At 61.1% G+C, this 13,307-nt stretch carries 8 protein-coding genes and 1 tRNA gene; 7 read left to right on the top strand and 2 right to left on the bottom strand.

The window, feature by feature from the left end:
• The first annotated feature begins 34 nt into the window (after positions 1 to 34).
• A complete protein-coding gene (locus AC1DON_RS19025) occupies positions 35 to 601 on the top strand; it encodes a TetR/AcrR family transcriptional regulator (RefSeq protein WP_476936391.1) in 567 nt (188 codons plus the stop codon).
• Positions 601 to 1,992 carry a hypothetical protein gene (locus AC1DON_RS19020; RefSeq protein ID WP_476936390.1) on the top strand — a complete coding sequence of 464 codons (1,392 nt, stop codon included), beginning with the start codon at positions 601 to 603 and terminating at the stop codon, positions 1,990 to 1,992. Before AC1DON_RS19025 ends, AC1DON_RS19020 begins: the two co-directional genes overlap by 1 nt.
• Here AC1DON_RS19020 and AC1DON_RS19015 read toward each other — a convergent pair.
• Complete coding sequence (locus tag AC1DON_RS19015; protein ID WP_476936389.1) at positions 1,940 to 4,873, bottom strand: helicase-related protein; 2,934 nt, start codon at positions 4,871 to 4,873, stop codon at positions 1,940 to 1,942. The genes AC1DON_RS19020 and AC1DON_RS19015 overlap by 53 nt on opposite strands.
• Before the next feature lie 281 nt (positions 4,874 to 5,154).
• Between AC1DON_RS19015 and AC1DON_RS19010 the strand changes: the two genes are divergently transcribed.
• A tRNA-Arg gene (locus AC1DON_RS19010) sits at positions 5,155 to 5,231 on the top strand.
• Between the two features lie 12 nt (positions 5,232 to 5,243).
• Here AC1DON_RS19010 and AC1DON_RS19005 read toward each other — a convergent pair.
• The gene (locus tag AC1DON_RS19005; protein ID WP_476936388.1) at positions 5,244 to 5,852 is read right to left on the bottom strand and encodes a hypothetical protein; all 609 of its coding nucleotides are present in this window, start codon (positions 5,850 to 5,852) and stop codon (positions 5,244 to 5,246) included.
• Between the two features lie 515 nt (positions 5,853 to 6,367).
• Here AC1DON_RS19005 and kduI point away from each other — a divergent pair.
• The 4 genes from kduI to AC1DON_RS18985 all read left to right on the top strand — a co-directional run bounded on the left by kduI (position 6,368) and on the right by AC1DON_RS18985 (position 13,280).
• Positions 6,368 to 7,216, top strand: coding sequence for a 5-dehydro-4-deoxy-D-glucuronate isomerase (gene kduI / locus AC1DON_RS19000; protein ID WP_476936387.1), 849 nt, complete (start codon positions 6,368 to 6,370; stop codon positions 7,214 to 7,216).
• A 62-nt stretch (positions 7,217 to 7,278) separates the two neighbouring features.
• Positions 7,279 to 8,490, top strand: a complete 1,212-nt coding sequence (locus AC1DON_RS18995; RefSeq protein ID WP_476936386.1) for a glycoside hydrolase family 88/105 protein — start codon at positions 7,279 to 7,281, stop codon at positions 8,488 to 8,490.
• Between the two features lie 12 nt (positions 8,491 to 8,502).
• Positions 8,503 to 9,762, top strand: coding sequence for a DUF2264 domain-containing protein (locus AC1DON_RS18990; protein WP_476936385.1), 1,260 nt, complete (start codon positions 8,503 to 8,505; stop codon positions 9,760 to 9,762).
• A gap of 632 nt (positions 9,763 to 10,394) precedes the next feature.
• Positions 10,395 to 13,280, top strand: coding sequence for a TonB-dependent receptor (locus AC1DON_RS18985; RefSeq protein WP_476936384.1), 2,886 nt, complete (start codon positions 10,395 to 10,397; stop codon positions 13,278 to 13,280).
• The last annotated feature ends 27 nt before the right edge of the window (positions 13,281 to 13,307 follow it).

Raw genomic sequence — 13,307 nt, 5'->3', positions numbered from 1 at the left:
TGCATAAGCGCGCAATCAAGTATACGGTGTATACATGACGACAGCCGAACGTATCCTTCACTGTGCCCTGGAAGAACTCGCTGCCCGCGGGCTGGAAGGGTTGAGCCTGCGCAGCGTGGGCACGAAGGCCGGCATTACGCCGATGGCGGTCTATCGCCACTATGCCGACAAGGCCGATCTGTTGAAGGCCTTGGGTGAGCACGCCTTTGCGGTGTGGCGGGGCCAGGTCGAAGCCATTCCTGAGGCGGATGCGCAGATGTGGCTGGAAGACGCGGCGCGCGCGTTTGTCGATTTCGCTATGGACGATCCGGCCCTGTTCGACGCGGCCTTCGTCCTCCGGACCGAGGTCGAGCGCATCTATCCTGAAGATTTCCGCGCCGGCAAATCACCGGTCGTTGGCCGTATGGTCGAACAGCTGACGCGCGGCCAGGCGGACGGTTCGGTGCGGGCGGGCGATCCGCTCGAGATGGCAATGGCCGTCTGGGGTGTCTTGCAGGGGCTGATCCAACTGCATCGCTCGGGCCGCTTCAATATGGTGCGCAAGGATTTCACAGCGCTCTGCCTGCGATCGGCCGGGCGCATCTACACAATGGGGGCGTGATGGACAGGTTCGGACAAAGGCATTGGGGATTGGCGGCGGCCCTGGTGTCCGGCGCCCTGCTGGCCGCGTCGCGCGATACCGGCCACTGGGGTGCGCTGGTCCTGGTGGCGCCGATACCGCTCCTTTTACATGCCCTGACGACGCGGCATGGATGGAGCTTGTTCGGCCTGGCCTTTGCTGCCGGGCTGATGGGCGAGGCGGGGCCGATGCTGTTCTATGGCAAGGTCCTGCCGTTGATCTATGGCATAGCTGTGTTCCAGGCCTTGCTGTTTGCCCTGGCCATACTGTTCGCACGGGCACTGCGGGCCGCGCCCTGGCAGTTTGTCCTCGGTTACGCGGCAATGACCGCCGGCAGTGAATATCTGGTCTCGCTCATTTCGCCCAATGGCAGTTTCGGTGCCTTGGGCTATGCGCTGGTCGATGTCCTGCCGTTGTTACAGGCGGCATCGGTCGGCGGTGTTCCGGCCCTGAGCTTCCTTGCCGCCGTCATTCCCGCGGGGTTGGCGGTTGTAATCCGGCATCCGTGCCAGGTCGGGGGCTGGCTGGCTTGGGGCCTTCCTGCGGTGGCTGCGGTCGTCTACGGTCTCGTCTCCTTGTCGGAGCCGCAGGGACAAAGCGTGCGCGTCGCGCTTCTCAGCAACGACAATCACGCTGGCTGGCGGTTCAAACCGTCAGAAGCGCCCGCCATCGCGCGCCTGTATGCCGACGAAATCCGTAAAGTCGCCGCCGACCGTCCGGCCTATGCCGTCCTGCCGGAAAAGATATTTGTCGAGGCCAAGGGGGCAGCATCGGTTGCGCCGATATTCCAGGGCGTGGCGGATGAGACCGGCATCGCCGTCTTGGTCGGCTATGACGAATTTATCGGTGGCCGCCAAGTCAACAGCGCGCGCCTCTATTCACCGCGCAAGCCGGTCCAGACCTATCTGAAGCGCCGCATGGTGCCGGGGCTGGAGCGTGAATTCTCTGCCGGACCCGGGCCGCTGATCCTGGGGCAAACCGGCATCGCCATCTGCAAGGACATGGACTTTGCCCCTATGATCCGGGGCTATGGCGGCGTGACGCTGCTCTTGGCGCCGGCGTGGGATTTCGGCGGCGACGCGCGACTGCACGGCCGCATGGCGGTGGTGCGCGGCGTCGAGAACGGCTTTGCCCTGGCGCGATCGGCGTCGGAAGGCCTGATGACGTTGAGCGACTCAAAAGGCCGCATCATCGCCGAAGCGCCTTCCGCCGATGGTCCGCGCAAACTGATCGGCGACCTGGCTGGGGGCTCAGGCCGGACGATCTACAACGCAATCGGCGATGTCTTTGCGTGGGTGACGCTCGGCCTGTGGGCCTTGCTCAGCCTTGGCCTAGCTTTTCGCGCAGGATGGCGAACGGCGAGTAGGGGTTGACGTAGGGCTCGCGCGGCTTCTGGTCAGGGCGCGGACCGCGCGGTGCGCCGTCCTTGTTGCGCTCCTGCCGATCTCTGTCATTGCCCTTGCCGCCAGGCTTGCGGTCGCCCTTGCCGTGGCGTGGCTTACCCGAACGCCCAGGCTTGCCGTCCTCGGCCGAGGCCCCTTCACGTGGCTTGCCCTTGTGCTGCGGCTTGCCCCGGTGGCGCGGCGCGCGTGGCTCCAGCGACTTCTGCCGCCAGCCCAGACGCTCTTCCATCACCGGTTCAGCGGCTTCGACGATTGCTTCGCTGACGGCTTCGGAAGGCGCAGCAACTTCGTCGGCGGCTTCCACAGGCGCTTTAATTACCTCTTCAGCCGGAGCGGCGTCTTCGGCGACCGCAACCGGTGCTTCGGTTTCAGCCACCTCGGCGGTGACCTCCGCTTCGGCCGTTTCCGTGGCTTCGATGACCGGTTCAACAGTCTCGGCGACAGTCTCCGCCGGAACCTCTTCCGTCACCTCAGCAACGGCCTCGGCCACAGGCGTCTCGACCTTGGCCGGCTTCACCACAACCGGGAAGCTCTGCGACTGGACCTTCACATAGCCCAGCGCCTGAAGGAGAGTATCGCGCGCCGTTTCGTCCAGGCCCAGCGACGCGAAATCATCGGGCCGGATATAGAGCGCGCCCTTGTGGAACAGGCCATTGCCCATGATCTTGTCGAGCTGCGACAGCGTCTTGATCGTCACTGGCGGATGGTCGCCGATCGCCACCTGGCCCTGCAGGCTCAACGCTTTCTGGCCTTCGCCCTTGCCAAAGCTGCGCAGGTAATGGCGTGCGCCTCCGCTTTGCAGGTCGGGCAGGAACCACAGGTAGCGGTGGCCGGCGACGCCCAGCGCCTTCAGCGCCGCGCGGTCTTCGGGATTGATCTTGACCGTTTCGTCGCGGCGGGTGACGCCGCCATTTTCATAGAGCTGGAAGGCGATGGCCCGGACCTGGGCCGCGGTCGCTTCGTTTTCAGACGCCGCCTTGACCTTGGCCAGGGACTTCAGCGTATGCAGGCTGGTCTGGCGGACAAAGTCCGAGACGCGCTTTTCGGCGCGCGCCCGCAGCGCCGGATGATCGGCGCTGTCCAGCAGCTTGATGCGTGGTGCGAACGGATCGGAGGGCTCGATCTTGGCGACCGGCTCCTTGTTCCACAGCACACGTCCATCTTGCAGGCGCAGCGTCTTAGACGCCGTATTGCCGAGGTCGCGCAGGCGGTCGAGCAGCAACGGATTGACGGCACGGAACGCTGCCTGGCGCAGGGTCTTGTCCTCGATGACGCTCTGGGTCGACGACAGGCTGAAGGTCAGTCCCTTCAGTTCGCCGACCTCGTGGCCTTCGATAATGACCTTGCCTTCGGGCGTGACTTCCGGGCGCAGTTCCTCATCGGCATTGAGCGCCTTGAGCAGTGAGCTGGTCCGCGTGTCGATGAAGCGCTGCATCAGGGCTTCGTGCAGGCGGTCCGACAAGCGCTCTTCCAGGTCGCGGGTAACCTCGCGCCAGTGTTCGGTGCGCTTCAGCCAGCCGCCGCGATTGGCGATGTAGCTGAGCGTCCGCACGCCGGCCAGGCGCGACGACAGGGTGTCGATATCGCCTTCCATCTTGTCGAGACTGCTGACTTCGCTCTCGATCCAGTCTTCCGGCACGGCGCCGTCCGGGCCAATGCGCGACCAGAACAGGTGGCTGACCAGCTTGAAATATTCCTCGGTTCCTATTTTCCGGAAATCAGGAAGCTGGCACGCTTCCCAAAGGATGCGTAGGCTGACCGGGTTCTTGATCTTGGCGGCGACGTCTTCGTCCTGCGCCAGATAGCGCAGCGCTTTTTCATCGAGCGCTTCCTTGGCCAGGACCAGGCCCGGTTCCGGCGAGGGCAGGGTGAGGCTTTTCAGCAGGGCCTCAAGCGAGGTGAAGTCGAGCGTCGAATTGCGCCATTCCGCCGCTTCGATCGGCAGGAACTGATGTTGTTCGACCGCGTGAACCAGGTCTTCGTCCATGTCGTGGCATTCTCCAGTGACGCCGAAAGTCCCGGCACTCGTAAAACGGCCGGCGCGGCCGGCGATCTGGCCTATTTCCTGGGCCGTCAGGTGGCGTGTCGACTTGCCGTCGAACTTGGATAGTCCCGAAAAGGCGACATGGGCAATGTCCATGTTCAGCCCCATGCCGATGGCGTCGGTGGCGACCAGGAATTCGACCTCTCCGTTCTGGAAGAGTGAAACCTGGGCGTTGCGGGTCTTGGGCGACAGGCTGCCCATGACGACCGCCGCGCCGCCACGCTGACGCCGGATCAGTTCGGCGATAGCATACACCTTTTCCGTCGAGAACGCCACGATGGCCGAACGCTTGGGCAGGCGGGTCAGCTTTTTAGGGCCGGAATAGCTCAGTTCCGACAGGCGCTCGCGCATCATGATCTCGGCCCCCGGAAAGAGGCGGCGGAACAGGGGCGCGAATGTCTTGGCACCGAGAAACAGGGTTTCGTGTCGGCCGCGCGCGTGCAGCAGCCGGTCGGTGAAGACGTGCCCGCGTTCGGCGTCGGCGCACAGCTGGATTTCATCGATGGCCAGGAAATCGACCTGGCGCTCCAGCGGCATGGCTTCGACGGTGCAGATGAAATAGGACGGCAGGCGCGGAATGATCTTTTCCTCGCCGGTGATCAGCGCAACGGCGTTGACGCCCTTCATGGCGACGACGCGCTCATAGATTTCGCGGGCCAGCAGACGCAAGGGCAGGCCGATCATGCCGGTGGCATGGGCGGTCATGCGCTCCAGCGCATAGTGGGTCTTGCCGGTATTGGTGGGGCCCAGGACCGCCACGACTTTGGACGGCTCAGGGGTGGGGCGGGCATAAACGGGTGTTGACATCGCCCGCACTCAATACGTTCCCGGCACGGCTTTGGAAAGGCATTTATGGGGGCAGGATGGGCCGTGTCACGCAATCGTAAACGAGGTGTTGCGCACAGGCCGAACGAGACGGAAACGAAACGTGTCCGAATCAGTGACGAATCACTATTGCCAATCTGTTCTATACTACATGTGGTAGCTGAATTTAGCGTTAACCATATTGGCGAGATTCGGGATGGATGTGAACAGATTCCTTTCCGGCTTGATTGCAAACACGGGTGCGCGGTAAAGAGGGCACGCGTGGCCCCTTAGCTCAGCCGGATAGAGCAAGGCTTTCCTAAAGCAGAGGTCGGGGGTTCGAGTCCCTCAGGGGTCGCCATATCACTTCGGGCTAGCGCGCGGTTACGCTCACCACGTCGAGCCGCACCATCTGGCCGGCCAGCGGTGTGTCCGTCACACCGTCGATCACCTGCTGCCGGTCCGGGCGGCCTTTGGCGCCATTGTCGATCTGCCGGTCATTGCCATCGATCGCCTCTATCGTGACAGTCGCGCCTGCCGCCACCGGAATGCGGGCCTCGAAATCTTCTTTATAGATAGTGTGCGACACCGAAGGGTAGTTGTTCAGCGTGTAGGTCTGCTGCGGCGACGACACCTTGATGCGCCACTGCGAATAGTCCGGGGTACGGCTGTGGCCGCCGGTGTAGAAGTAGGCATGCGCCTGATCGTTTGCTGCGCCGCCTTCCATCGTGGTTGGCTCGAACAGGCCGCGCACCCGCAAGGTTACGTCGTAGGTTGTCGTGGGCTTGCCGCCGAAGACGAAGGATGTCTCATGCTGCCGCTTATGCAGGCAGGTATCGGGCTGGGCGGTATTTTCGCCTATGCATTCATCGTGCAGGAAAAGGCCCTGAAAACCCTTGGCGGCAGTCTGCGGGCTGTGGGCGGGCCAGGCGGCGCAACCGCCCAGCAGCACGGCCAGCGACCATAAACTGATTGTACGCATGTCACGCCCTCCGATTGACGATGGTATTGTCCATCTTTTGGGGGAGCATAGAGGGAGTGGTTACTGGCGTCACCCTGTTGTTTTGGCCTCATGGCTTGGGGCGTCTCGCGTCAAATAACTCGTATTTAATTTCGTGAGATTCGTTTCTGATGCGCCGGTATCGTGCAATTTTCGCGAAATATCATACAATTTAAGCTTCATCATATGGACATGTATTGGCCTGTATGAGACAAAAGGTGATGGGCGTGCTATCCCGCTTGGTACGCCCATTCCTGCCTTTCGTCCGAAGCCCGTGTCCAACCCGGCTTCAAATGAGTGTAATTCTCCCTGGATCGCTCTCACGACGGTTGGGGCCGCTGTAGTTAGCGGCCCCGTTTTTTTAAGGCTAGCAACGCCGGCCATTGAAAAACTTTCAAAAGATTTCGTCACTATATGTGGACCGTGGCATCCATAAATGATACAGTTTATTATATCATACTTATTGTGCCGAAACGGCAAGGGGTGGGCGCTGCGCTATGTACGATCGGGTCTTTTACGCCACCCATCCCGATGAGGTTCTGAAAGCGTCGCAAGGCGACCTTCGCGACCGCTATCTGATTACCGATCTGTTTCGCGAAGGCCGCGTCTCGCTCAACTATGTGCATCAGGAACGCCTGGTCATTGGCGGCGTCTGGGCGGGGGCTCAGCCTGTTGAGTTGCCAACCTGTGACGCGCCGGAATCGCTGGCGGGGCATTCGTTCTTGGCCAATCGCGAAATGGCCGTCGTCAATGTCGGCGCCAATCCGGGCCTGGTCGAGGTCGACGGCGTGCATTACCGGCTCGACAGCCAGGACGCGCTCTATATCGCGCGCGGTGCGGGCACCGTGTCGTTCCGCGCCATCGCGGCGGATGCGCCGGTGCGCTACTATCTGGCATCGACGCCGGCGCACCGATCCTTTGACACGAAACTGATCCCGATCAAGTCGGGCAATCCGCTCAAGCGCGGCAGCCTCGAGACTGCCAACAGCCGCACCATCCATCAACTGGTGGTGCCGGGTGTCTGCCGCTCCGCACAGTTGCTGGTCGGGTTGACGATTCTCGAACCCGGCAGTGTCTGGAACACCATGCCGCCGCATCTTCATGACCGGCGCTCGGAGGTCTATTTCTATTTTGACCTGCCGGAAAGCGCGCGCGTCTTCCATTTTATGGGCAGGCCCGCCGAGATGCGGCATCTGGTGGCGGGCAATGAACAGGGGGTAATCTGTCCGCCCTGGTCGATCCATGCCGGTTGCGGCACCGAGCCCTATGCCTTCATATGGGCGATGGGCGGAGAAAACCTCGACTATAACGACATGGATGCGCTCGATATCTGCCAGTTGCGTTAGGTTGCGTACCCGGACACCCGACGTTCGGGATTAAGAATTATAAAAAGAGAGGGACATCAAACATGCTGAAATCGCGAATCCTGGCGTCCGCCGCTGTTGCCGTGCTGCTGTGTGCGGCGCCCCCAACCTTCGCGGCGGCAAAGCCGGCCGCCGAAGCCGCCATCCCCTATAAGAGCGACGAGGTCCTGGTCCTGGCTGAGCGGGTCGCCCAGTACCAGCTGGCGAACATGGCGGGGGGCGCTATCCCCAACAAGGCTTCGCCGGATACGCCCAACAAGACGGGCTGGGTGCAGGGGGCGTTGTTCGTCGGCCTGACCGAAATGGCCGAGCACTCGAAAAACCCGATCTACCAGCAGACCATCCTGGCGCGCGGCGAGGCCAACAAGTGGCAGTTGGGGCCGGCGACCTATCACGCCGACGACCACGTTATTGGCCAGTCCTATCTCTGGGCGTCGCAAAATGGTGCGGGTCCTGACGCGATCGCGCCGCTTAAGGCGCGGTTCGACACCATCCTGGCTTTCCCGCCCGAAGTCGGCCTCAAGCATCGCGAATATACCGATCCGCGCGGCGTTGACTGCAGTCAGCGCTGGTGCTGGTCGGATGCCTTGTTCATGGCGCCGGCGGCGTGGCTCGAGCTGTCGAAGGTGACCGGCGATCCGAAGTATGCCGACTACGCCAAGACCGAATTCATCGCGACGACCGACTATCTCTACGATCCGCAAGAGCACCTGTATTTCCGCGATTCGCGTTTCTTCGACCGGCGCGGTCCGAACGGCGAAAAGGTGTTCTGGAGCCGCGGCGACGGCTGGGTCTTTGCCGGCCTGGCGCGCATGATCCCATTGCTGCCGCAAGGCGATCCGGGCCGCGTCCGCATGGAAACTGTCTTCAAGGAAATGGCCGTCAAGCTTAAGGCCATCCAGAAGCCCGACGGCTACTGGTCGCCGTCGCTGCTGTCGGACCCCGCGAAGTCGCTGCCGGAATCGAGCGGCACCGGCTTCTTCACCTATGGTTTCGCCTGGGGCATCAAGGCCGGGCTGCTCGACAGCGGCGAATATGAGCCGGTGGTCCGCAAGGGCTGGACGGCCTTGGTGCGGGCGGTGCATCCGAACGGCAGGTTTGGCTATGTGCAGCCGGTTTCGGACCGCCCGGAAAGCGTAGGTTATGACGATACGCAATTCTATGGCGTTGGCGCCTTCCTGCTGGCGGCGACGGCTGTGGCCGACCTAAACCTCAAGCCGGGCAAGGATCTGACCGTCCAGTCCTCCGCGAAATAAGGAAGCATCATCATGCAAAGACGAGACTTCCTTCTGTCGGCCGTCGGCGGTGTCGCCGCTGCCGGCGCCGCGACTGCGGCTTCGGCCGCCAAGCCGGTGCGGCCCGCCGTGGAAAATGACCGCGCCTATATGGCCGGCCTGCTGCACAAGATGGCCGAGCCTGTCCTGACCCATATGGCCAACGGTCAGCTCAAGGCGACCTTTCCGGTCGAGGTCAGCCCGATCTGGGATGGCCGCGACAAGCAGGTCGCCTATATGGAATGCTTCGGCCGGTTGATTTCGGGGCTGGCGCCGTGGCTCAGCCTGCCGGCCACCGACACGCCGGAAGGCAGGGTGCGGCAGAAACTGACCGCTGCCGCCGTCCAGTCCTATGTCCACTCGGTCGATCCGGCGAGCCCAGACTATCTGCTGTGGGGCGGTCACGGCCAGGCCCTGGTCGATTCCGCCTATTTCACCAATGCCTTGATGCGGGCGCCAAAGCAGTTGTGGGAGCCGCTCGACGCCACGACTAAGGGACGCATCGTCAAGGAGGTCAAAAGCCTGCGCCGCATTTCGCCGCCTTACACTAACTGGCTGCTGTTCGCTGCGATGAATGAGGCCTTCCTGCTGATGGTCGGTGAGGACTGGGACCCGATGCGCGTCGATCTGGCGATCAAGAAGATGGAAGAGTGGTACGTCGGCGATGGCTGGGTGGCCGACGGCGCCAAGTTCCATTTCGACTATTACAATGCCTACGTCATCTATCCCATGCTGATCGAGATCCTCGAAACCCTGGTCAAGTATGACGCCAGGTTCAACAACCTGAAGCCGGCCGAGCAGTTGCCGGTGTGGATGAGGCGGATGCAGCGTTATTGCGAGCACCTCGAGCGCTTCGTATCGCCGACGGGAACCTATCCGCCGATCGGCCGGTCGCTGACCTACCGGACGGCGGTCTTCCAGCCGCTGGGGCTGGCAGCATGGCGCAAGGCGCTGCCGCCAAAACTGCCGGAAGGCCAGGTCCGCGCTGCGATGACGGCTGTTCACCGGGCGATTTTCACCGATCCCAGCAACTTCACCGGCGACGGTTACCTGACCATCGGCTTTGCTGGTCATCAGCCGGCGCTTGGCGACTGGTATTCCAACAACGGCAGCATGTACATCACGTCCGAGGGCTTCCTGGCACTGGGCCTGCCGGAAACGGACTCGTTCTGGACGGCGCCGGCTCAGGACTGGACGCAGAAAAAGGCATTCGCCAATGCCGCCTTCCCGAAAGACTACGCCGTCGACTATTGATCCGGCCGCAAATCTTGTCTCGTATTTTCAAGGGCATGCGCCGGTATCCGGTGCGTGCCCTTCGATATTGGGCACTCATGGCAAGTGGGATATCGTTATAATTACGATTTAACATAATCCTTTCGGGCGTGAAATGCAGGATAAACGTGGTTGCCTGTTGCGCTTTGACGAAAATACAGATCATGTTAGGTGTGTATCGGTGGCTTTGTGACGAGCTTGTTGGAATGTCGCTGTGTCGGGTGTGCAGCTATTTTATCATTTAACTAATTGAAATTGTTTAAAATATAACGCTGTGCACGAGCTTTTAGGTCGAAGTGCTGCGGCGGATTCGTACCTATAATCGATACGAAGTCCCGTATGTTGCGATTATGTGACATTCATTCGCTATCTGTGTAATCCAGTCTTTAAAATCATACAATATCCGTTCCGATATATGTACTCATGTGTCGTTATGCGCTATGAATCGCCGTGGCTGATAAGAGGGTTGGGTGGCGTGTTCCGCTAAAATTCCGGACATCGCCATCCGAGTAAAGCCGTCAGCCAATAAGCAAGGTGCTGCAATCGCACGGGTCGGAGGGGGCCGTGCGCAAAATGAAAAAAGGCGCGCGGGTTGTCTCGCGACAGGAGGGAATATGAAAAGAAAATTACTGTTCACGACGATTCTGGCCATGGGCGTCGGTGGCGGACTGTCGGCATGGGCCCAGGATGGTGCGTCTCAGGCGCCTGCGTCTGGCCAGGACGGCGAAGTCGTTATCGTCCAGGGGTTCCGGGGCTCGCTGCAGCGCTCGCTGAACCTCAAGAAGGACGCGATCGCCGTGCGCGACTCGATCGTTGCCGAAGACATCGGCAAGTTCCCGGAAGCAAACGTCGCTGAATCCCTGCAGCGCATCCCGGGCATCTATATGAGCCGTGACGGCGCTTCCAACGAAGGCCAGCGCATCTCGATCCGTGGCCTCGGTCCGGAATATAATGTGACTACGCTGAATGGCGCTCCGGTTCACACCACCTCGTCAACCAATGTCGGTGGTTCGTCTCGCGACTTCAACTACGACGTCTTCGCTTCGGAACTGTTCGGCCGCGTCGACTTCTACAAGACGCCGCTGGCCGAACTGGAAGAGGGCGGTGTCGGCGGCGTGGTCGACCTGCAGACACCGCGTCCATTCGACGGCGGCGGCAAGCAGGTGATCCGCTACGGCGCCTCGGCGTCTTACAACACGGCTTCGCAACATATCGATCCCAACCTGTTCGCTCTCTACTCCAATACCTGGGGGGACTGGGGCTTCCTGGTCGGCGTCGCGCATTCGACCAGCGTCAATATGAAGTCGGGCTTCGAAGCAACCGGCGGCTATAACAGCAACTATCGCGCCGCCACGCCTGTGGTTACCAATCCCACCGCGACGCCGGCCACCATGGGCACCGGTCCATTCGGTTTTGCCCTGGATTGGGCTGATACGCGCGCCGCCGGCATGCTGGGCAATCGCACCGCTATCGACAACGCCTTCCTGCCGCGCTTCTACCGCTATTACGGCGCTGAGAACACCCGCGACCGCGACGGCCTGGTGTCGTCAGTTCAGTATAAGCACGACAAACTGAATGTCAGCCTGGACATGCTGTTCTCGCACCTCCAGGATTCGCGTGACGAGTTTACCTTCGGCCTGCCGATCCGCAATTCGCGTACGACCAACATGGCCGCCCGTGCCGGCACGTCCGGCCACAACGGCTTTGTGCCGATCGATGTCAAGATCATCGACGGCAACCTGCTGCAGGGTACCTTCGGCAATACCGCCTATCTTGGCGAAAGCTATTACTACAACGCCGAGACCCGGTTCGGTTATTCCTCGTTGAATGGCACCTACCAGCTCAGCGATACCCTCAAGCTGACCGGCCAGATTTCGACGTCCGAAAGCACGGCCTTCTATGACAACAAGCGCATCGTCTCCAACATCTATGGTGTCACGACGACCATCGCCTGGGGAGACGATCACGTCTATCCGGGCCTGTCCGCGCCGATCAGCTTCACAAGTCCCGCCAATTTTGAGGACTTCAGCACGGCCATCGACTGGAACCGTGAAGTCGATCGTGAGCATACCGCCAGGCTGGTCGCCGACTGGGATTACACCCTCGGTTCGTGGACAGGCCATCTGAAGGCCGGTATCTCTTACGTCGATACCAAGAAGCAGAAGACGAAGCGCAACGGCACGTCTATCGCCCAGGCCAAGCTCGCCGCTGTCGGTGCCGCCGGTCTGCGCACCGCGATGCTCGACCACGTGCCGCTCGATAACCTGGTCATCGGCGATGACTATCCGCAGCAATGGGCGACCTTCTCGCGCGGCTATGTCAATGCGACACTCGATCCGATCGGCGCGGCCATGGCCTCCCCGGTCGATCTGTCGACCAGCTTCAAGGCGGACGAGGCCATCACCACGGGCTTCATCCAATCGGACTTCATCGGTCAGGCGTTCAGCCGCGAACTGCGGATCAATGCCGGTGTCCGTTATTCGATGACGGACATGACGATCGACAATTTCAAAAAGACCGGCACCAACAACGCCTATCAGCCGAACCAGGAGACAAACCAGTATTTCAACATCCTGCCGTCGGTCAGTATGGCCTACAATCTGCGCGATGACCTGATCTGGCGCGCGTCCTGGGGCAAGACGATTACCCGTGCCTCGCTGTCGCGCATCGCGGCCCAGACCGTTATCCCCAATATCTACAATACCTATGCCACGTCGGGCAATCCGGACCTAAAGCCGGAACTCTCGACCAACTGGGATACGGGGCTGGAATGGTACTTCGGCCGCGGCAGCATCGTCAGTGTCGGTTACTTCAACAAAAGACTTATCGACGTCACCAAGGCCGTTCCGACGCACGTGCCGTTCTCAAGCCTCGGCCTGCCTGACAATTCGCTGGCCATTATCTGGCAGGACGTCAACGGCAAGGTTGACCCGAACCTCGACATCACGGTCGATACCTTTGTCAACGCCAACAGGCTCGATCTTAACGGCTTTGAACTGGCGTACCAGCAGAGCTTCAGCTTCCTGCCGGCGCCGTGGGACGGCCTGGGCGCCCTGGCCAGCTATACCCACGTCAATTCCGAGCCCTTCATTGCGGCCGGAGAGGTTGACGCCCAGCACTACTACACGACGGACGGCCGCAGACTGGATGTGAACACGGTCCCGAAATATTCGTACAGCCTGACCGGCTACTATGAAAAGGGGCCGCTGGGCGTGCGCCTGACCTATAACTACAAGGACAAGAACATCATCGAGATCACGTCCAATGGTTCGGACCTGCAACGCTGGCACGCCGGCGCGGGCTATCTCGATGGCAATATCAGCTACAAGCTGAACGCCAATATCGAGCTGCGCGTCGATGCCCTCAACCTCGCCAACACGCTGGGTTATGATTATTTCGATGACGTTTCCGGCCGTTATGGTGACGGCAAAAAGACCCGCCTCGACTACGCCAAGTATGACGGCCGCACCATCAAGGTCGGCATACGTGGCAAGTTCTAGGTTCAGGCGATACACTGAAAGCGGGGT

Source organism: Asticcacaulis sp. P4_H10 (assembly GCF_056400965.1).
Note: the sequence above shows the minus strand (reverse complement) of the source record. Positions and strands in the feature narration are given on the sequence as shown.